Source organism: Clostridium ljungdahlii DSM 13528 (assembly GCF_000143685.1).
Lineage (GTDB): Bacteria > Bacillota > Clostridia > Clostridiales > Clostridiaceae > Clostridium_B > Clostridium_B ljungdahlii.
In genome coordinates this window covers 451,603-471,084 of the sequence record NC_014328.1, presented here as the reverse complement: position 1 = coordinate 471,084, position 19,482 = coordinate 451,603, and the positions used below count along the sequence as shown (strand labels likewise).

Genomic DNA, 19,482 nt, shown 5'->3' with positions numbered 1-19,482 from the left:
AAACAAACTTAAAATTATAACAATAAATGGAGAAAAGTTTGTTAATTATATTTTATAGTTAAAATCATATAGCTTTATAGTATAATATTTAGAGATAAGGAGGGAATTTTATTATGAGATTACTTTTAGTTGAAGACGAAGTTATGCTTTCAGATGCTCTAGTTTATATTTTAAAGAAAAATAATTACGCTGTAGATGCAGCTTATGATGGAATTACTGGACAGGAAATGGCTGAATCCGAAATATATGATTTGATAATACTTGACAGAATGCTTCCAGAAAAAAACGGACTTGATATTTTAAAATTTATAAGAAAAAAAGGTATTGAAACCCCAGTGCTTATGCTTACTGCTATGGACTCAATTGAAAATAGAGTAGAAGGACTTGACAATGGAGCAGATGACTATCTTGTAAAGCCATTCTCTAAGGAGGAACTGCTAGCTAGAATAAGAGCTCTCAGCAGAAGGCATACAGATTTTATCCAACATGGAAGCATTAAGCTGTCCTCTCTAACTTTCAATCCACTGAGGGGAGAAATTGAATGCAATGGTAACAAAACTAAACTAACTACAAAAGAATCCCAGCTTCTAGAGCTTTTAGCCCGCAATAAAAATCAAGTACTAACTAAAGATCAAATTCTAGATAGAGTATGGGGCCTTGATTCTGACATAGAAATGAATAACAACATTGAAGTGTACTTTTCATACTTGAGGAAAAAATTAAGAGAATTAAAATGTAATGTAGTCATTGAAACTATAAGAGGTATAGGCTACTGCTTGAAAGAGGTTTAAATTATGTTTCGTAAATTAAAAATACAACTTATTCTAATCAATTTAATACTTACAAGCTTGGTATTAATAACCATATTTTCAGGCATATATATACTTATGAACACAAGTTTTGAACATTCTGCCTATATGCGTATGAGTAAAACAGCTGAAATGGAAAATATTCCACCTTCCGGGCCTCATGACAAAAACATGACTGCTTCTGAAAGCTTTTTTATAAAAATAAATTTTAAAAATCAAATTGAGGAAATATCCCCTAATTCCCCATTGTCTGAAAAAGACTATAAAGAACTATTAGAAAAAATATTAAAGAAAGACAAACTAAACGGCACTTCAACATATGGAAATTATATTTTGAGATATATTAAAGTTCCTAAAAGCTATGGACTTATTGTGGTTTTTCAAGATAAAGCCTTCGACGATGAAGTACTGCGTCGATTGATTACTATATCTGTAACAATTTACATAATAAGTCTCGTTTTTGTATTTATAATAAGCTTATTCCTTGCCAACATATCTCTAAAACCTATTATAAATGCCTGGAAAAAACAAAAAGCTTTTACTGCAGATGCATCCCATGAACTTCGAACTCCCCTTGCAGTTATAACCACTAATTTAGATATAGTACTAGACAATAAAGATGAAACCGTAGAAAGCCAGGATAAATGGCTTAAAAATATTAAGATTGAAACTACACGAATGACTAAACTCATAGAAGATCTTCTATTTCTTGCTAGATCAGATTCTCATAAAAACGGATTTGATACTTCTTCCTTTGATATAAGCAGTGCTGTAACTAAATCTGTAGTTCCTCTTGAACCAGTTGCCACAAAACATAAAATAGCCATTTTATCAGATATTCATCCGGATATAATTTTTTTAGGGAATGAGGGAAGGATCAACCAACTTATAACTATCTTAGTTGACAATGCAATAAAACATACCCCTGAAGGTGGCTCCATCAAAGTAACTTTAGGAAAAATAAAAAATAAAATTGAAATAACAGTGTCTGACACAGGGGAGGGTATAGCTCCAGAGCATCTAAATAAAATCTTTGAGAGATTTTACAAAGTTGATAAATCTAGATCAAATAGACAGGGTAATTTTGGACTTGGACTTTCCATTGCAAAGTGCATAGTGGAAGAACATAATGGAACTATAGATGTATCAAGTACTGTAGGTAAAGGATCTACTTTTAAAGTTATATTTCCGGTGAGTTAAAATATAGAGTTTCTAAGTAGAAAGTTTACTTAGAACAGCCATATACTAACAAATTTCATTACACTAAAAACTTTTAATAAGTCTAAAGCTTGGTATTTTGAAAACCTAAAGGTACTTAGATAAACTCGTACCTCAAACACATCTAAGTACCTAAGATTTTCTAAAATACCAAGCTAAGACTTATTTTTATAAAAGTTTTTAAATGTAATTTCAATTTTGTTAGTATATTTATGTATAAGTTAAAATTTCAATTATAATATCTCATATAATATTATTCATAAAAATGAACGTACATGTAGAAAAACTCTATGGAGTTTATATATGAAAAGTTCATTTATACCAATTCATATGCTGACAAATTTAACTTAGAAAACCTATCCAGATTCTATAACTTAAAAATCAACTTATACGCAGGCATATTTTTACAATAATGAAGCTCTTTTAAATATTTTGTATATAAGTCTTAGAAAAAAATTCTTAAAAAATCTAGGACTTTTGAATTGTTTGAGGTACGAGTTTTCAAAATTCCTCAGTATTTTTTTGAATTTTTTTCTTAGCCTTATCAAAATACTTAACGAGCTGAAGGTTGTAAAAAATATCCGAAGTATAAGTTGATTTTTCATTTATAAATTCTATAGGTTTTCTAACTTGAAAGTAATTTCAATGCAGCATTGCTCATGACTTCTACCCCGTATGCCATGGCTCTCTCATCTATGTCATACTTAGGATGATGCTGAGGGTATATAATACCTTTTTCAGGATTACCTACACCTACAAAGATGAAGCACCCTGGAATCTTTTGCAAATAGTACGAAAAATCCTCACTACTCATAAAAGGCTCTATAGCATGAGCTTTATGTCCAACCATCTCTTTACCAGCTTCTAAAACAATACTAGTAACCTTAGGGTCATTTGACAGCACATAAGTGCACCTATCTCTCTCGATTTCACATTTCGCACCTGCCATATCACACACATCTTCTACTATCTTTTTTATATGGCCAAATACTTTTTCTCGCACATTTTCATCAAGAGACCTTATTGTTCCCTTTAGTTCAGCTCTTCCTGCTATGGAATTGTAAACACGCCCTGAGTTAAATACTCCAACGGATACAACAGCTTGCTTCATTGGGTCTACATCTCTTCCAACAATTGTATTCAATGCCACCACTATTTGGGATGCCGTTAATATAGAATCTATAGTCTGATGTGGCATAGAGGCATGCCCTGCTTTTCCTTCAATAACTATTGTAAATTCATCACTTGCTGCCATCATAGGACCAGCAGATATTCCTACTGTTCCAAATTTAACAGGCTGCCATAGATGTGCTCCTATAATTGCATCTACATCTTTTAGTCCATCATCAGCTATAATTGCCGCTGCTCCTGACCCATCAGCTACTTCTTCTTCACTAGGTTGAAATATAAATCTTACAGTTCCCTGTATCTTATGACGAAGATTACTAAGCACTTTTATGACTCCCAAAAGCATAGCAATATGTCCATCATGACCGCAAGCATGACATGCACCCTTATTTTGAGATTGATAAGGCTTTCCACATTCATCTTCTATAGCAAGTGCATCCATATCTGCTCGAATTGCTATAATTTTACCTGGTTTTTCACCTTTTAATTCAGCAATAACTCCTGTACCAGCAGCTTTTCTAATTTCTAAGTCTAAGCCCTCCAGTACTTCAATGATTTTCTTTTGAGTAGCAAATTCTTTTTTACTTAACTCTGGATATTTATGAAAATATCTTCTTAGCTCAACTATTTCTGGGTAATATTTTTCTGTAAGTTCCTTTATATCACTCATAATTTCAAACCTTTCATTATTGTATTTTTACTTATCTGATGGCTGCCTACTGTAACACTCCCACGCACTCTGTGAAAGTGACTATCACCAAATCAAAGATTTGGGATATCTGCTTTTCCAACTAAGTAAGATTCATTGATACTCTGAAAATACATCTAATTCATCACTATCTACATCTTCTGATTTGACATAGGTCATAGCTCTGAATGTATCTAAAGAAGTTATTACTTGAATGTTTCTCTCTACGGCTGTTCTTCTTATGTGAAATCCATCTCTTCTAGAATCGTTCCCTTTAGTTGGTGTATTTATAACTAAATCCACCTCTTCATTTTTTATGACATCTATTATATTAGGATTTTCTTCGTTCATCTTTCTAACTTCTTTAACATCAATTCCGTTATCTCTTAAAAGTTTTGCCGTATTTCGAGTAGCCATAAATTTTATTCCCATTTTGTAAATTTCTTTAGCTATAGGTAAAAATTCTTGTTTGTCGTGATCTCCTATAGTAGCAAGCATTACTCCATTTTTCATATTAGAAAACATTCCTGCAGCTAAAAATCCTTTATAAAGTGCTCCCGTAAGAGTATTTGAAACACCCAGCACTTCTCCAGTTGACCTCATTTCAGGTCCAAGTGATACTTCAACATTTGGAAGCTTCTGTGTAGAAAATACAGGCACCTTAACTGCTACTATATTTGGTTCTTTTGAAATTCCAACTCCGTACCCAATATCCTTTAGCTTTTCACCCAGAGTTACCCTAGTTGCAATATCAACTATAGGTACACCGCTCACCTTGCTTATATATGGAACTGTCCTTGAAGCTCTTGGATTTACTTCTATTACATACAGATTTCCTTTATACTCTATAAACTGAATGTTAATCATACCTTTTATTCCGATTCCAGTTGCAAGCTTTTCGGTATAATCCAATATTTTTTTCTTCATTTCATCACTTATATTCTGACTAGGATACATAGTTATACTATCACCAGAGTGTATACCAGCCCTTTCAAGATGCTCCATAATTCCAGGTATAAGCACATCTTCTCCATCACAAATTGCATCTACTTCTATTTCTCTTCCCATCAAATACTTATCTATTAATATAGGATTTTTCCTATCTTTCTTAAAAGCCATGGATAAGTAGTAAGTAAGTTCTTTCTCATCGTAAGTTATTTCCATTCCTTGACCACCAAGTACATAAGACGGCCTTACAAGTACAGGAAATTCTAATCTTCTTGCTTCTTCCAATCCTTCTTCTACAGACCAGACACCTTTTCCCTTAGGTCTACTTATATTTAGTCTTTCCAAAAGGTCATCAAATTTTTCTCTGTCTTCTGCCTCATCTATTTGGTCTGCTGTTGTACCTAGGGTAACTATATTCTTTTCCTTTAAAAATTCTGCTAACTTTATGGCAGTTTCTCCACCAAATTGAAGTATTACACCATAAGGTTTTTCCTTATCTATTATACTTAGTACATCTTCTTCAGTTATAGGTTCAAAATACAATTTATCTGAAATATCAAAATCTGTACTTACAGTTTCAGGATTGTTATTTACTATAATAGTTTCTATATTTAACTTTCTAAGGGTCTTTATACAGTGAACAGAAGCATAGTCAAATTCTATTCCCTGACCTATTCTTATAGGTCCTGAGCCTATTACAATAACCTTCTTTTTATCTGAAACCTGAACTTCATCATATTGTTCATAAGTAGAATAATAATAAGGTGATAGGGCTTCAAATTCTCCCCCACAGGTATCTACCATTTTATAAGCCGGAGTTATGCTCCATATATTTCTAAGCTTATATACTTCTTCCGGAGATACTCGGAGCATATCTGCTATGCCTTTATCTGAAAATCCTTTCCTTTTAAGCAAAGTTAGCCACTCTTTATCCATATTGGAAATGTCACTTAACTTTAATTTTTCTTCTTCATCTATTATCCATTGGAATTTCTTTATAAAGAATATGTCTATTCCTGTAATCTCAGCTAGTTTTTCAATTCTATATTTTCTCCTAATCATTTCTGCCATCGCAAATATTCTTTCATCATCAGGATATGCTATTCTTTCTTTAAGTTCTTTCATGGTGAAATCTTTAAATTTTTTATATTCTAAAGAATAGGCCCCTATTTCAAGAGATCTAATACCTTTTAAAAATGCTGCTTGAAAGTTACTGCCTATTGCCATTATTTCACCTGTAGCCATCATTTTTGTGCCAAGTTCCCTATCCGCATTGTGGAATTTATCAAATGGCCATTTAGGAATTTTTACTACTACATAGTCAAGAGATGGCTCGAAACAAGCATAAGTCTTTTTAGTAACTGCATTTTTTATTTCATCCAGTCCATATCCAAGAGCTATTTTAGCTGCAACCTTTGCAATAGGATATCCAGTAGCCTTTGATGCCAAAGCTGAAGAACGGCTTACTCTTGGATTTATTTCTATAACTGCATATTCAAAAGATTTTGGATTAAGTGCCAGCTGGACATTGCATCCGCCTTCTATTCCAACTGCGTTTATTATATCAAGGGATGCAGTTCTAAGCATTTGATATTCCTTATCAGATAAGGTCTGACTAGGGGCTACTACTATACTGTCTCCTGTGTGAATTCCAACAGGATCTATATTTTCCATGTTACATACAGTTATACAGTTTCCAAAGCTGTCTCTCATAACTTCATATTCGATTTCCTTCCAGCCTTTTATACTTCTTTCAAGAAGTACCTGCCCTATGGAACTAAGTTCTAGTCCCGATTCCAGTATAGTCTCCAGCTGTTCTTCATTTTCAGCTATTCCGCCGCCTGTTCCACCTAAGGTATATGCGGGTCTTACTATAACAGGATAACCTATTCTGTTTGCAAATTTTTTACCGCTTTCCATATCTGTTATTATTTCACTTTCCACAACAGGCTGATTTATTTTATTCATAGTATCTCTAAAAAGTTCTCTATCTTCACCTTTTTTTATAGCTTCTATAGAGGTACCTATTATATTCACATTATATTTTTCAAGTATTTTCTTTTCATATAGTTCCACTGTCAAATTTAATGCAGTCTGTCCACCCATGCCTGCTAAAAGGCTGTCAGGTCTTTCTTTTTTTATAACTTTTTCTACAAATTCAACTGTAAGAGGTTCTATATAAACTTTATCAGCAACCTCCCTATCTGTCATTATAGTTGCTGGATTACTGTTTATAAGTACAACTTCTAACCCTTCTTCCCTAAGAGATTCACAAGCCTGAGTCCCAGAATAATCAAACTCTGCTGCCTGACCTATAATTATAGGGCCAGATCCTATTACCAATACTTTTCTAATATTTTTATTTAAAGGCATAAAAACCTATCTCCCTTCTATTCAATGTACAATTCTCAACTATTTTAAAGTGCGTATTTCATAAACTCATCAAATATATAATTATTGTCTTCCGGTCCCGGACATGCTTCCGGATGAAATTGTATTGAGAATATAGGAAGACTTTTATGTTTCATTCCTTCTATAGTTCCATCGTTTAAACTTACATGAGTTATTTCCATATCTTCAGGCAGTCTATTGACATAATAGCCGTGATTTTGAGAAGTTATATGCACTTTACCACTTACAAGATCTTTTACAGGATGGTTGCACCCTCTGTGACCAAATTTGAGTTTAGCTGTGCTTCCCCCTAGGGCTAATGCCAAAAGCTGATGTCCAAGACATATTCCTATAATAGGTTTTTTGCCTATAAGCTTTTTTATATTTTCAATTTCACAGGTAAGATCATCTGGATCCCCCGGACCATTTGATAAAAATATCAAATCTGGATCAATTTGAAGTACCTCTTCTGCTTTAGTATTCGAAGGAAATACAGTTACTTTACATCCTCTATCTACAAATGCTTTTACCATAGTTTTTTTAATTCCGAAATCCATAATAGCAACATTTCTTTTGCCTTCACCTATAGCATATTTTCCCTTTGTACTTACCTCAGATACTGCATTTTTATTGGAAAAAGATTTAATTTTATCTTTTACAGCTGCAAAGTCCAAGTTCTCTATAGTTATAATTCCCTTCATAGTACCACTTGTTCTAAGCATTTTTGTAAGTGCTCTAGTATCAATCCCTGAAAGTCCCAAAATTTTATTTGTTCTAAGATAATCAGAGAGTTCTAATTCAGACCTAAAATTGCTGGAATAACTACATACTTCTCTTACAATGAACCCTTTTACTTTTGGACTGGATGATTCCATATCTTCTAAGTTAATTCCATAATTTCCTATAAGGGGATAAGTCATAGTTACTATCTGTCCATAATAAGAAGGATCTGTGAGTATCTCCTGGTACCCTGTCATCCCAGTATTAAATACTACTTCACCTATAGTATCTTTTAGATACCCAAAAGCTTCCCCTTCAAAGATACTTCCATTTTCCAATATAAGTTTTGCTTTCATAATATACCTCCTGCATTTTTACAAGTAAAAATACACTTATCCATCTTAAAAAACAAAAAAGCAACAGAAAAATAATTTTAAAAAATAATTTTTCTATTGCCAAAGTTTCTATATTCAAATACAAAACTATTCATTTTTTTTAGGATATAAAAAAGCTTACCCATAACATACCTCTTTCTGGCCTCACAGGACCAATTTAAAGTGTATTTTTCACTTAAATTCTAAACTTTATTTTAATTAAAATATACACTTATGTCAAGTATCAAAAAATGTATTTTTTAAATTAAACATCCTATTTGTTTAAGTATGGCAAAATCAATTATCAGATAAAACTTAAATTATTACTTGGAATAATATTCTTGAAAATGAAAACAAACGGGTATATAATAAGAACTGTTAATACACGAACAGTTTTTATACAAATAATGCTTGAATAAACCATTAAAGGAGGTTGTATATGAAAAAAGCTATTTTATTTAGCCTGGCTACAGTAATATTTTTGACAGGCTGCGGTTCTACAAATACTACAAGTAAAAATATTAAAAACATCAATCAAAATACCAATGATCAATTTTTAATGGGAGGAAAAATTTCAACAAATGAACAGGCAAATATAACTTCAAAAATTTCAGCAAAAGTTTCTGAAATATCCGTTGACTTGGGTTCAAAAACAAATGAAGGCGACGTACTTATTAAACTAGATACAAAAGATCTTCAAGGACAAGTTGATCAAGCCCAAGCAGCTTTAAATACAGCAAATGCAAATTTAACTAATGCCCAAAACATCACTCGTCCTGAACAAATCGCTGAAGCTCAGTCTTCTGTAAGCAGTGCTTCTCAAAGTTACGAAACAGTAAAAAAGAACTACGACCGTGTACAGGCTTTAGTAAATGCAGGAGCAGCAACTCAGCAGGAATTGGATTCGGCCAATCAGCAGCTTGCTACAGCAGATTCACAATATAAAACTGCCCAAGAACAACTCGCTATGCTAGAAAATGGTCCCACAAAATCATCTATAGATGTTTACAAAGCACAGGTAGATCAAGCTCAAGCAGCTTTAAAAACTGCACAGACAGCTCTAAGCAATGCTATTATTACAGCACCTATTTCTGGAGTAGTAAACACAAGAAATGTCAATGTAGGAGATACAGTATCCCCTGGTGCAACACTTCTTTCTATAATAAATTCCAGCAACCTCTATGTAAATGCCTATGCACCTTTAGATATTGTAAGTCAAATTAAAGAAGGACAAGAAGTAGCTGTAAAAGTATCTGAAATACCAGATAAACAATTTAAGGGTAGAATAGCCGTTATAAATTCTAATTTAAATTCTGAAAGCAGAGACATTTTAGTTAAAGTAAGCCTAACAGATAAAGATTCACAGCTAAAACCCGGTATGTTTGCTGAAATTGGACTTGAAAAATAGAGAAAGAAGGTATTTCAAATATGAAACAGAAACGAAAAATATTGATTGTAGGAATATTAGTAGTAATTGCAGCCGCACTCAGTAGTATAGGATTTTATTATTGGTATGAAAATACCTACTATGTTTCAACAGACGATGCAAGAGTAGATGCAGACCTAGTCAACGTAACTCCACAAATCAGTGGTAAATTGCTAGAACTCAATGTGGATGAAGGAGATATTGTTATTAAAAATCAAATATTAGCTCGTCAAGAAATGTCAGACCTATCTGATTCAAAGGTAGATCAATCTTTAATAAGATCACCTATAAATGGCATAATTATTAAAAAGCAGGGAACCATCGGTGAAATTTGGTCTCCTGGTCAAACCCTAGCTACTTTAATAGATCCAAATAAACTTTATATAACTGCTGACATAGAAGAAACAAAGCTTGGAAAAATAAGAGTTGGACAGCCAGTTAGCATTACTATAGATGAGTATGGGTCTCAAAAATTTACCGGTAAAGTAAAATCTGTAGGAGAAGCAGCCCAATCTGCACTATCTATTATACCAACTACTACTAGTGGTACATTTACAAAAGTAGTTCAGAGAATACCTATAAAAATTTCTCTAGACAAATTTAACAACAAAATACTTCCAGGTACCAATGCCGTTGTTAAAATTCGCATAAAGTAATGGGGTGATATAATGGAAGAAAACAACAATGAATCTATATACAGCTGGCTAGCATTAATTGTTGTAGTAATAGGAACTTTTATGTCCATACTTGACAGTAGTATAGTTAATATCGCTATTCCAAAGATGATGGCAGTCTTTGGAGTATCAATGGATGATTCAAAATGGATACTGACATCATATACCCTAGCTCTTGGTGCAATTATACCTCTTACGGGGTATCTTCAGGAAGTTTTCGGTTCTAAAAAAATATATATGTTTGCGCTTGCAATGTTCACTTTGGGCTCCATGCTGTGTGGATTTGCCTGGAACAATACATCTATGATAGTATTTCGTATTATACAAGCTTTAGGCGGCGGCATGATAATGCCTGTAGGTATGTCCATAATATATGAAATATTTCCTAGAGATAAAATAGGCCTAGCCCTTGGAATTTGGGGAATAGCTTCCATGGCAGCGCCTTCCATAGGACCTACTTTAGGTGGATATATTATTCAAAATATGAACTGGAGACTTATTTTCAACATTAATGTTCCCATAGGCATACTAGGTGTAATTTTAGCTGGAATTCTACTAAAAGACTCCCAAAAAATTACATTTAAGTCTTTTGATGTAATAGGATTTTTATCCTCTACAATTGGAGTAGTAAGCATTTTATATGTACTTGGAGAATGGACTTCAATTGACTGGAGCAAAGTACAATACCCACTGCTTTTGACTTTAGGATGCCTAAGTCTTATACTATTCGTAGTAAATGAACTTACCCACCCACAGCCACTTTTAGACCTCACTGTATTTAAATTATTTGATTTTAGTGTATGTCAAATAATAATCTGCGTTTTGACCATGGCACTTATGGGTGGGGTATACGTGCTGCCCTTATTCCTCCAAAACATAAGAGGATATACAGCAATGGAAACAGGTTTAATCATGCTGCCTGCTGCACTTGTAGTTGGAATACTAATGCCTGTTAGCGGTAACTTGTTTGATAAAATTGGTGCCAAGCCCTTAGTTATACCCGGACTTATAATACTAGCCTTAAGTTCCTATCATCTTTCAGTTTTAATAAACATGAATTCCAGTAGAGAAATGATAACCTTAATTCTATGTATAAGGTCAATTGGGCTAGGATTTACCATGATGCCAATTAATACTGCAGGAATGAATGTAGTACCACAAAACTTAATTGGGAAAGCATCTGCTCTTTCTAGTACTATAAGACAAATAGCAAGTTCCCTCAGCGTAACAATAATGTCCGCCATAATACAAAGCAAAACTAACTATAATTATTTAAAATTATCTGAGCAAATAAATGTCTACAATAAACCCGCTAATGATACAATAAATATTCTTACGAAATCATATATGCAAGAAGGCCTGCCCCAAGGCACAGCTAAAGCCTCTGCATTATCTACGTTAAGTAAATTGTTTCAAGGACAGGCTACTATAGATGCTATGGCTTATGCAGTTGCTATTACTTCTGTTATAGTAATTGTCACTATAGTCTTAACTTTAATGATGAAAAGTAAAAAAACAGTGAAAGGAGATGATCACAATACCAACACAAAAGAACTTGCCGCCACGAAATGATGAATTAATATTAGAGCAATCGGATAAAATAATTAATCTTTTTAAAAGTATCCATAAAATTATTGGTCATAAATTTAGAGAGATTGCAGGACAATACGGATTTACGGTACCTCAACTGGCAGTTATAGTTCATCTATATAAAAAACCTGGTATGACATTAAATGAGTTGAGCAATCATTTGTTGCTTGCAAAGAGTACAGTATCCGGTATAATAGATCGTTTGGTAAATCAAGGCATTGTAACCCGAGAAATACCTGAAAACAACAGGAGAATTGTAAAACTATCTATATCAGAAAAATTTAAAAAAAGCAATGATATAGTAAACATAAGACAAGTCTTTATTTCCAACTGTATATCCGATACTATAAGAAATATGGATAACGAGACAGTAGATCAATTTATTCATGCCTTAGAACATTACAAATCACTATTAGAAGATCTTAAATAATAGGGAAAATGCTTCCGCAAAATTTGCTGCTGAAGTATTTTCCCTTTACCTTTCTTTTGATCCTTATAAATTTATCCGTGGCTTCCATCCTCTTAAGCAAACTCCACCTGAATCTAAGAATCACTTGATTGAAATCACAAGTGCTATCAATTATTATACATAATAAATACCTATGCTGCGTAGTATTTAATAGATATAATAAAAAGGAGAGGAGAATATGAACTTTAAAGATATAATTGAAAAAGACAGGGAAATAAGGAAAAAACATGAGTTTAAAGGAACTTTTCTAGAGTACTTAGAAATTGTAAAAAAGAACCCTAAAATCGTAAAATTATCTCATAGAAGAATGTATGATATTATAATGAATAAAGGTTATGAAGTCTTAAAACCTGAAGAAAATCCAAGAATAAAAAAATTATACGGTAATGAACCAATTAGAAGGTATAACTTTTTTAAAGATGACTTTTTTGGAATTGACAAAGTCATAATGAAATTAGTGAATTATTTCCACTCTGCAGCAATGATGGGAGAAGAATCAAGACAGGTGCTTTACCTAGTAGGTCCTGTAGGAGCTGGTAAATCATCTCTAGTAGAATCAATTAAAAAAGCTCTTGAAACCTCAGAGCCTATTTATGCTCTTGAAGGATGCCCTATGAGAGAAGAGCCTCTGCACCTTATACCAAAACATTTAAAAGGAAGCTTTGAAAAAGCACTCGGTGTAGAAATTGAAGGCGATTTATGCCCTGTTTGTAAATATAGGCTAAAGCATGATTACGGCGGCGAATATGAAAAATTTCCTGTAACTACTACCGACTTTTCCATACGATCAAGAAAGGGCATTGGAGTAGTACCACCAGTTGATCCTAATAACCAAGATACATCTGTACTCACAGGTTCTATTGATATATCAAAGATGGATATGTATCCTGAAGATGATCCTAGAATATTCTCACTAAATGGTGCTTTCAACGTAGGTAATAGAGGGCTTGTAGAATTTATTGAAGTTTTTAAAAACGATGTTGAATATCTTCACACAATAATTACAGCTACCCAAGAAAAATCAGTTCCATCTCCAGGTAAGGGTTCAATGATTTATTTTGATGGAATCATTCTAGCACATTCTAATGAATCTGAATGGAACAAATTTAAATCTGATCATACTAACGAAGCAATACTAGATAGAATAGTAAAAATTGAAGTTCCTTACTGCATGGAATTAAATGAAGAAATTAAAATATACAAAAAAATACTTGGCAAGAGTCAATTTAATGCACATATAGCACCTCATACCATAGAAATAGCAGCAATGTTCGCAATTCTATCCAGACTTTCACCTTCCAACAAGGTAGATCCTATGACAAAATTAAAAATTTATAATGGAGAAGATATAGTTGAAAAAGGCACAACTAAAAAAATTGACTTTTCAGAATTAAAAGAGGAAGCAGGTTCTAGAGAAGGAATGACAGGCATTTCCACCAGGTTTATAGTAAAAGCCTTAGATAGTGCACTTTCAAACTCAGAGTACAACTGTATAAATCCTCTCAGCGTAATGGAAAGCTTAACAAAAGCAGTTAAAGATTTAGACACAGCTGAAGATGATAAACAAAGATATTTAACTTTTATAAAAGATACCATTAGAAAAGAATATAACAAAGTATTGGAAAAAGAAATAACCAGAGCTTTTATTCACAGTTTTAAAGAACAGGCAGAAAGCCTTTTTGACAATTACCTAGATCATGCAGAAGCTTATGTAAATAAAAATAAAATTAAGGATCAATCTACTGGAGAAGAATTAGAACCAGATGAGACTTTCATGAGATCTATAGAAGAACATATTGGCATCTCCGAAAATTCTGCAAAAGGATTTAGAACCGATGTAACTTCATATATGTTCTACGTTATAAGAAATGGAGGAAAAATCAGCTATACTTCCTATGAACCTCTTAAAGAAGCTATTGAGAAAAAACTCACTGCATCTGTAAAAGAACTATCCAGAGTTATAACTAAATCAAAAGTAAGGGGCAAGGAACAAAATGAAAAATATAATTCCATGGTTGAAGAAATGAAAGCAGATGGATATTGTGACCACTGCTGTGACGTTATTTTAAAATATGCTGCCAACAACCTATGGAAGGATTGATATTATGGCTATTTTTAGAGAATTTGATCCAAGGGATCACCATGATAGATCCTTAGAAGATAGAAGGCGCCACAAACAATTAGTAGAGAAATCCATAAAGGATAATCTTGCAGATATAATATCAGAAGAAAGCATTATAGGTCAGAGTAAAGATAAGAAAATTAAAATTCCCATAAAAGGCATTAAAGAATACCACTTTATATATGGAGACAATAGTCCCCAAGTTGGAAGTGGAAATGGATCTCAAAAAAGAGGAGATAAAATTGGAAGATCCCTAGAGAAAAATGGAGGCAAAGGCGGTGCAGGCAACGAAGAAGGGGAAGATATGTACGAAACTGAAATTACCCTAGAAGAACTTATGAATTACCTTCTTGAAGATATGGAGCTACCTTTGATGGACAAAAAAAAATTTTCAGAATTATTATCTAAAAAATCCTTAAAAAAATCAGGATATCAAAGAAATGGAATAAATCCAAGGCTTGCTAAGAAAAGAACTGTTATAGAAAAACTAAAAAGACAGCAAAACTCTAAAAGAGCTATTAGAGAAGCTTCCAAAGACCCACTATTTCAAAATGAAACTATTTCTAAAGATATAGACTCAAGATTTCCTTTTAGACAGGAAGATTTAAGATATTTCAGGATAAAGGAGAAAAAAAAGCGTGAATTAAATGCTGCTGTCATATGTGTAATGGATACATCAGGTTCCATGGATAGCACTAGAAAATTCTTAGCTAGATCCTTTTTCTTTATTTTGTATCAATTTGTAAAAGCTAAATACAATAATGTTGAAATTAAATTTATTTCTCACTCCACTAAAGCAAAAGTAGTTACTGAAAATGAATTTTTCCACAAGGTAGAATCTGGTGGGACCTATATATCCAGCGGATTGAATAAAGCTCTTGAGGTAATTGAAGAAAATTATAATCCTGCTTACTGGAACGTATATACATTTTATGTAAGTGACGGTGACAATTGGGATGAAGACAACGAGCGTGCTTTAAAAGCTGCCAAAGATTTATGTGAAGTCTGTAATCTTTTTAGCTATGCCGAAATCATACCCAGTTATTTTGGAAGTAATATAAAAAATATTTTCCGTCGAGGAATAGATAAAAATAACTTTTCCACTGTAACTATTAATGAGAAGCAAGACTTATGGATATCTCTTAAAAAAATACTGAAAAAAGAACTGGAAGGAAGGTGATTTTTCTGGAATATACAGGTACAGATTTAGAAAAATGGTGTGACATTATAGAAGATACATCTAAAAAATCAGGACTTGACTTTTATCCTCAAGAATTTGAAATTGTAAGTTATACAGACATGATAGGATACGAAGCCTATCTGGGAATGCCTGCTAGATACCCTCACTGGAGTTTTGGCAAATCCTATGACAGGACAAAATCACTTTACAAATATAACCTTACAGGACTTCCTTATGAAATGGTAATAAACTCAAATCCCTGTCTTGCTTATTTGATGAAGGACAATACACTACTACTGCAAATTCTAACAATGGCTCATGTATACGGACACAATGATTTCTTTAAAAATAACAGGTTGTTTAAAGAGGGTACTAAAGCATCCTATACTCTTGAAATGTTTAAAAATGATGCAGATATGATAAGAGAATATATAAATGACCCAAGCATCGGGTATGAAGGAGTAGAAAAAATTTTAAATGCCGCTCATTCCATAAGATTTCAAACAAACAGAACCATAGGTGCAAAAAAAACAGAGGAGGAATCAAAAGAAGATTTAATAGATTTTATTATAAATCACAGTCAACTAGAAGAATGGCAAAAAAATGTTTTATATGTAGTAAAAAAAGAAACTGCATATTTTATACCTCAGGTTGAAACAAAGATTATGAATGAAGGTTGGGCAAGTTACTGGCATTATAAGACCTTAAATAGACTCGACCTTTCGCCTTCACTTCACATTGAATTCATTAAAAGACACAATGATATAATTACACCTATTATGGGAGGAATTAACCCCTATTATATTGGCTTTAAAATATTTGAAGACTTAGATAAAAGATACGGAGAAAATAAGATATTTGAAGTAAGAGCACTGGAAAGAGATGCATCTTTTATTCGAAGATACTTAACAAAAGAGCTGTGTTATGAACTAAATTTATTTGAATATGCAAAACAGCGCAGTGACTATGTAATAAAAGAAATTCCTGATGAAAAGGGCTGGATTGAAATTAGAAATACCCTATGCAATAATTGTGGCATGGGTTCCATTCCCAATATCGTTGTTGATGATATTTTAAAAAAGGACAATACCCTCGTATTAAAACATATTTACGATGGGAGAGAATTAAATTCAAATTATATGGAAGCTACTTTAAAATGCATTTATGAATTGTGGGGATATCCCGTGAAATTAAACACTAAAATAAGCAAAGAAGATATAGAAGTATGCTGCAGCGAGCCTACTACTATTACTTATAAAACTTTAAGATGTGATTAATATAAAGTCTCTAGATTGAAAATTAACTTATACAGAGCATGTAATGACAAATTTTAACACCCTAAAAACTTTTGGCAAGTCTAAAGTTTGGTATTTTGAAAATCTAAGAACCTTAGCTAAACTCGTACCTCAAACAATATCTAAGCTCCTAAGATTTTCTAAAATACCTCACTAAGACTTATGGAAAAGTTTTTAAAGGTGCTTTCAATTTTGTTATTACATTTTTTTGTATAAGTTAAAATTCAAATTAAAATCACTATATAGATTTTCTAGGTTTAAAGCCCTCTAGATAGTTAATCCTAGAATTAAACTTGTCCAAATTGTCAGTTTAATTTAAATGTTAAAATTATAAATTCAACCAAGATTTATAATTAGCAATTTTCAACACTTATAGATTTATTTTTAAACTCTACAATCTGCATAGGTATTCTAACTTAAAAATCAACTTATACGCAGGCATACTTTTAAGTTAAGAATTGATAATTAAGAATTAATAGTGAAGGTCAATTTGAGGCTTTGCGTAAGTGATACCCTATTTTAGATTTTCTGAAGTGCCAACGGAAGAAAATCATCCATAACTATTAATTCTTAACTCTTAATTTTTAATTACTAAAAATATTCGCAGTATAAGTGATTTTTCGTTTGGAAATTCTATGATGTTTCAATTAAAGTTCTTCCATTATTTGTCTTGCTATATAATCCCCATCTATCTCATCATCCACTTGAATATTTATAACTTGGCTTTTGCCGGAAGCCTCCCCTGTCATATATAATATTTCTCCTGAATTATCATCTATTTTTTTAACCACTACGGCTTTATCTCCTTTTAATACCTTCAGCTTTTTACCACCTTCTACTGGCAGCCAAAAACTCTGAGTAAATTGAATTTCATGTCCAATTTTATACTTCATAAAATACCCCCTTTATCTAATTAAGAGTTAATAGTTAAGAATTAATAATTAGAGTTTAAAGTCCAAATATCAAAGTTCAAATACTGATAGCTTTCTTCGTACCTCAGGGAATCTATAATTTTAAGATTTTTCGCAGCATAGTGAAGAAAATTATCCTTATTTGATATTTGCACTTTGTTCTTTGTTATTTAAAAAATTGTTTCGCATTATTTTTGTATTAAGTCAAAATTTTATATGTGCAAAAGTTAAGTTATACAATCTTATAGTCTTACTTATCTTCCATTATGCCATACTTTTTTTCAAATGTTAACTTTCCCTCTACAAGTCTGGATATTACCATACTAGCTACTGTATTTCCTGTAGAATTAAGCACAGTAGCCGGTGCATCTATTATTACACTTATAACTGCAATTATAGGAAGCAGCTCCGTTGGAAGTCCGTATACACTTAATATAAGCATCTCACCAATCATACCTCCGCTAGGTATAGCTGCCATTACAGCTCCAACTAAAAAGGATACAAAAATTATGGAAAGTATGGCTGAAGGACTGGTCATACTTCTTCCAAATAGTCCAAACAAGAAAGTGATTTTCATAACACCACCAATTACAGAACCATCTTTATGAATATTTGCCCCTAATGGGATTACCGTTTCAACTATATCCTCTGGTACTCCCATTTTTTTTGTACATTCTAAATTAACAGGAATACTTGCTGCACTTGAGCAAGTTGCTAGTGCTGTTATTGTTGGAGCTACAGCGTTTTTCCAGAATGTTTTAATTCCAATCTTGCCACTAGCTAAAAATGCATAGAAAGTAAAGAACCCGAAATAATAAATAACTGATATAACTATATATAGAATAAATACTCTTAAATATCCCTGAAGTATTTGTGGTCCAAGAGATCCTATTACTGCAGCAAAATAACATCCAAGACCTATTGGAGCATAGTACATTATTATTTTAACCATTTTCATCATTACATTAGATGCTGCCTCTAAAAATTTTGCAACAGGTTCAGCCTTTTCCCCAAGGGCTGAAGTCGAAATACCAAAAAGTACTGAAAATACAATGAGCTGCAGCATATTACTTTTAGAAAACAGAGAAACAAAATCTGAAACAGTAAGAGTATTTACAATCTGCTGTAAAAGCCCTACTTGCTTCACTTTATCAGCAGCACCTCCTCCAGCTGTTACAATCTTTTTAAGGGCTGAATAATCTATACCTCTTGCAGGATTTACTATTAAAGCACCTATAAAACCAATTACAGACGCTGCAAGCGCAGTGCATATAAATACTACAAAGGTACTTGCCATAATTTTACCTAATCTTTTCATACCTTTCATGTTTGCTATAGCAGAAGTAACGCTAAAGAATACCAAAGGTATTATAACCATAAACATTAAATTTAAAAATAAATCCCCAAAGGGCTTTAATACTAGTGCCTTAGATCCTAACAATACGCCTATAATTGCACCTAAAATTATTGAGCCTAATAATATAATGGAAAATTTGTAGTTTTTAAAAAAGCTTTTCATTTCCTATCACTCCTTTCTAC

At 32.6% G+C, this 19,482-nt stretch carries 14 protein-coding genes; 9 read left to right on the top strand and 5 right to left on the bottom strand.

Features of this window, described 5'->3' with window-relative positions; genetic code table 11:
• Positions 1-113 precede the first annotated feature (113 nt).
• Both CLJU_RS02170 and CLJU_RS02165 read left to right on the top strand, forming a co-directional pair.
• Entirely contained in the window at positions 114-791 is a 678-nt protein-coding gene (locus CLJU_RS02170; protein WP_013237126.1) for a response regulator transcription factor, read from the top strand.
• A gap of 3 nt (positions 792-794) precedes the next feature.
• Complete coding sequence (locus CLJU_RS02165) at positions 795-2,009, top strand: sensor histidine kinase (protein WP_013237125.1); 1,215 nt, start codon at positions 795-797, stop codon at positions 2,007-2,009.
• 643 nt (positions 2,010-2,652) lie between these two features.
• Here the strand turns inward: CLJU_RS02165 and CLJU_RS02160 are convergent.
• From CLJU_RS02160 to CLJU_RS02150, 3 genes are all read right to left on the bottom strand, one after another.
• Positions 2,653-3,825, bottom strand: coding sequence for a M20 metallopeptidase family protein (locus CLJU_RS02160; RefSeq protein ID WP_013237124.1), 1,173 nt, complete (start codon positions 3,823-3,825; stop codon positions 2,653-2,655).
• Between the two features lie 132 nt (positions 3,826-3,957).
• Positions 3,958-7,164, bottom strand: coding sequence for a carbamoyl-phosphate synthase large subunit (gene carB / locus CLJU_RS02155; RefSeq protein ID WP_013237123.1), 3,207 nt, complete (start codon positions 7,162-7,164; stop codon positions 3,958-3,960).
• A gap of 44 nt (positions 7,165-7,208) precedes the next feature.
• Positions 7,209-8,258, bottom strand: coding sequence for a carbamoyl phosphate synthase small subunit (locus CLJU_RS02150; protein WP_013237122.1), 1,050 nt, complete (start codon positions 8,256-8,258; stop codon positions 7,209-7,211).
• Positions 8,259-8,715: 457 nt separating this feature from the next.
• Here CLJU_RS02150 and CLJU_RS02145 point away from each other — a divergent pair, with 457 nt between their 5' ends.
• The 7 genes from CLJU_RS02145 to CLJU_RS02115 all read left to right on the top strand — a co-directional run bounded on the left by CLJU_RS02145 (position 8,716) and on the right by CLJU_RS02115 (position 17,014).
• Positions 8,716-9,684, top strand: a complete 969-nt coding sequence (locus tag CLJU_RS02145; protein WP_013237121.1) for an HlyD family secretion protein — start codon at positions 8,716-8,718, stop codon at positions 9,682-9,684.
• Between the two features lie 20 nt (positions 9,685-9,704).
• Positions 9,705-10,358 (top strand): HlyD family secretion protein, encoded by a 654-nt coding sequence (locus CLJU_RS02140; RefSeq protein WP_013237120.1) that lies wholly within the window; start codon positions 9,705-9,707, stop codon positions 10,356-10,358.
• 12 nt (positions 10,359-10,370) lie between these two features.
• Positions 10,371-11,948: a DHA2 family efflux MFS transporter permease subunit gene (locus CLJU_RS02135; protein WP_013237119.1), complete on the top strand. Its 1,578-nt coding sequence runs from the start codon at positions 10,371-10,373 to the stop codon at positions 11,946-11,948.
• Positions 11,905-12,396 carry a MarR family winged helix-turn-helix transcriptional regulator gene (locus CLJU_RS02130; protein ID WP_013237118.1) on the top strand — a complete coding sequence of 164 codons (492 nt, stop codon included), beginning with the start codon at positions 11,905-11,907 and terminating at the stop codon, positions 12,394-12,396. Before CLJU_RS02135 ends, CLJU_RS02130 begins: the two co-directional genes overlap by 44 nt.
• A gap of 217 nt (positions 12,397-12,613) precedes the next feature.
• Positions 12,614-14,536, top strand: coding sequence for a PrkA family serine protein kinase (locus CLJU_RS02125; protein ID WP_013237117.1), 1,923 nt, complete (start codon positions 12,614-12,616; stop codon positions 14,534-14,536).
• 4 nt (positions 14,537-14,540) lie between these two features.
• Positions 14,541-15,737 (top strand): sporulation protein YhbH, encoded by a 1,197-nt coding sequence (gene yhbH, locus CLJU_RS02120; protein ID WP_013237116.1) that lies wholly within the window; start codon positions 14,541-14,543, stop codon positions 15,735-15,737.
• Positions 15,738-15,742: 5 nt separating this feature from the next.
• Positions 15,743-17,014, top strand: coding sequence for a SpoVR family protein (locus tag CLJU_RS02115; protein WP_029170207.1), 1,272 nt, complete (start codon positions 15,743-15,745; stop codon positions 17,012-17,014).
• 665 nt (positions 17,015-17,679) lie between these two features.
• Here CLJU_RS02115 and CLJU_RS02110 read toward each other — a convergent pair.
• Together CLJU_RS02110 and CLJU_RS02105 are read right to left on the bottom strand one after the other, a co-directional pair.
• Complete coding sequence (locus CLJU_RS02110) at positions 17,680-17,925, bottom strand: hypothetical protein (RefSeq protein WP_013237114.1); 246 nt, start codon at positions 17,923-17,925, stop codon at positions 17,680-17,682.
• A gap of 268 nt (positions 17,926-18,193) precedes the next feature.
• Entirely contained in the window at positions 18,194-19,462 is a 1,269-nt protein-coding gene (locus CLJU_RS02105) for a dicarboxylate/amino acid:cation symporter (protein WP_013237113.1), read from the bottom strand.
• Positions 19,463-19,482 lie beyond the last annotated feature (20 nt).

Excerpts from the sequence above, each read along its gene's own strand:
- CLJU_RS02170 (WP_013237126.1), top strand. The coding sequence starts at position 114 with ATGAGATTACTTTTAGTTGAAGACGAAGTTATGCTTTCAGATGCTCTA.
- CLJU_RS02140 (WP_013237120.1), top strand. The coding sequence starts at position 9,705 with ATGAAACAGAAACGAAAAATATTGATTGTAGGAATATTAGTAGTAATT.
- CLJU_RS02105 (WP_013237113.1), bottom strand. The coding sequence starts at position 19,462 with ATGAAAAGCTTTTTTAAAAACTACAAATTTTCCATTATATTATTAGGC.
- carB (WP_013237123.1), bottom strand. The coding sequence starts at position 7,164 with ATGCCTTTAAATAAAAATATTAGAAAAGTATTGGTAATAGGATCTGGC.
- CLJU_RS02165 (WP_013237125.1), top strand. The coding sequence starts at position 795 with ATGTTTCGTAAATTAAAAATACAACTTATTCTAATCAATTTAATACTT.
- CLJU_RS02135 (WP_013237119.1), top strand. The coding sequence starts at position 10,371 with ATGGAAGAAAACAACAATGAATCTATATACAGCTGGCTAGCATTAATT.
- CLJU_RS02130 (WP_013237118.1), top strand. The coding sequence starts at position 11,905 with ATGATCACAATACCAACACAAAAGAACTTGCCGCCACGAAATGATGAA.
- CLJU_RS02145 (WP_013237121.1), top strand. The coding sequence starts at position 8,716 with ATGAAAAAAGCTATTTTATTTAGCCTGGCTACAGTAATATTTTTGACA.
- CLJU_RS02150 (WP_013237122.1), bottom strand. The coding sequence starts at position 8,258 with ATGAAAGCAAAACTTATATTGGAAAATGGAAGTATCTTTGAAGGGGAA.
- CLJU_RS02110 (WP_013237114.1), bottom strand. The coding sequence starts at position 17,925 with ATGAAGTATAAAATTGGACATGAAATTCAATTTACTCAGAGTTTTTGG.
- CLJU_RS02160 (WP_013237124.1), bottom strand. The coding sequence starts at position 3,825 with ATGAGTGATATAAAGGAACTTACAGAAAAATATTACCCAGAAATAGTT.
- CLJU_RS02125 (WP_013237117.1), top strand. The coding sequence starts at position 12,614 with ATGAACTTTAAAGATATAATTGAAAAAGACAGGGAAATAAGGAAAAAA.
- yhbH (WP_013237116.1), top strand. The coding sequence starts at position 14,541 with ATGGCTATTTTTAGAGAATTTGATCCAAGGGATCACCATGATAGATCC.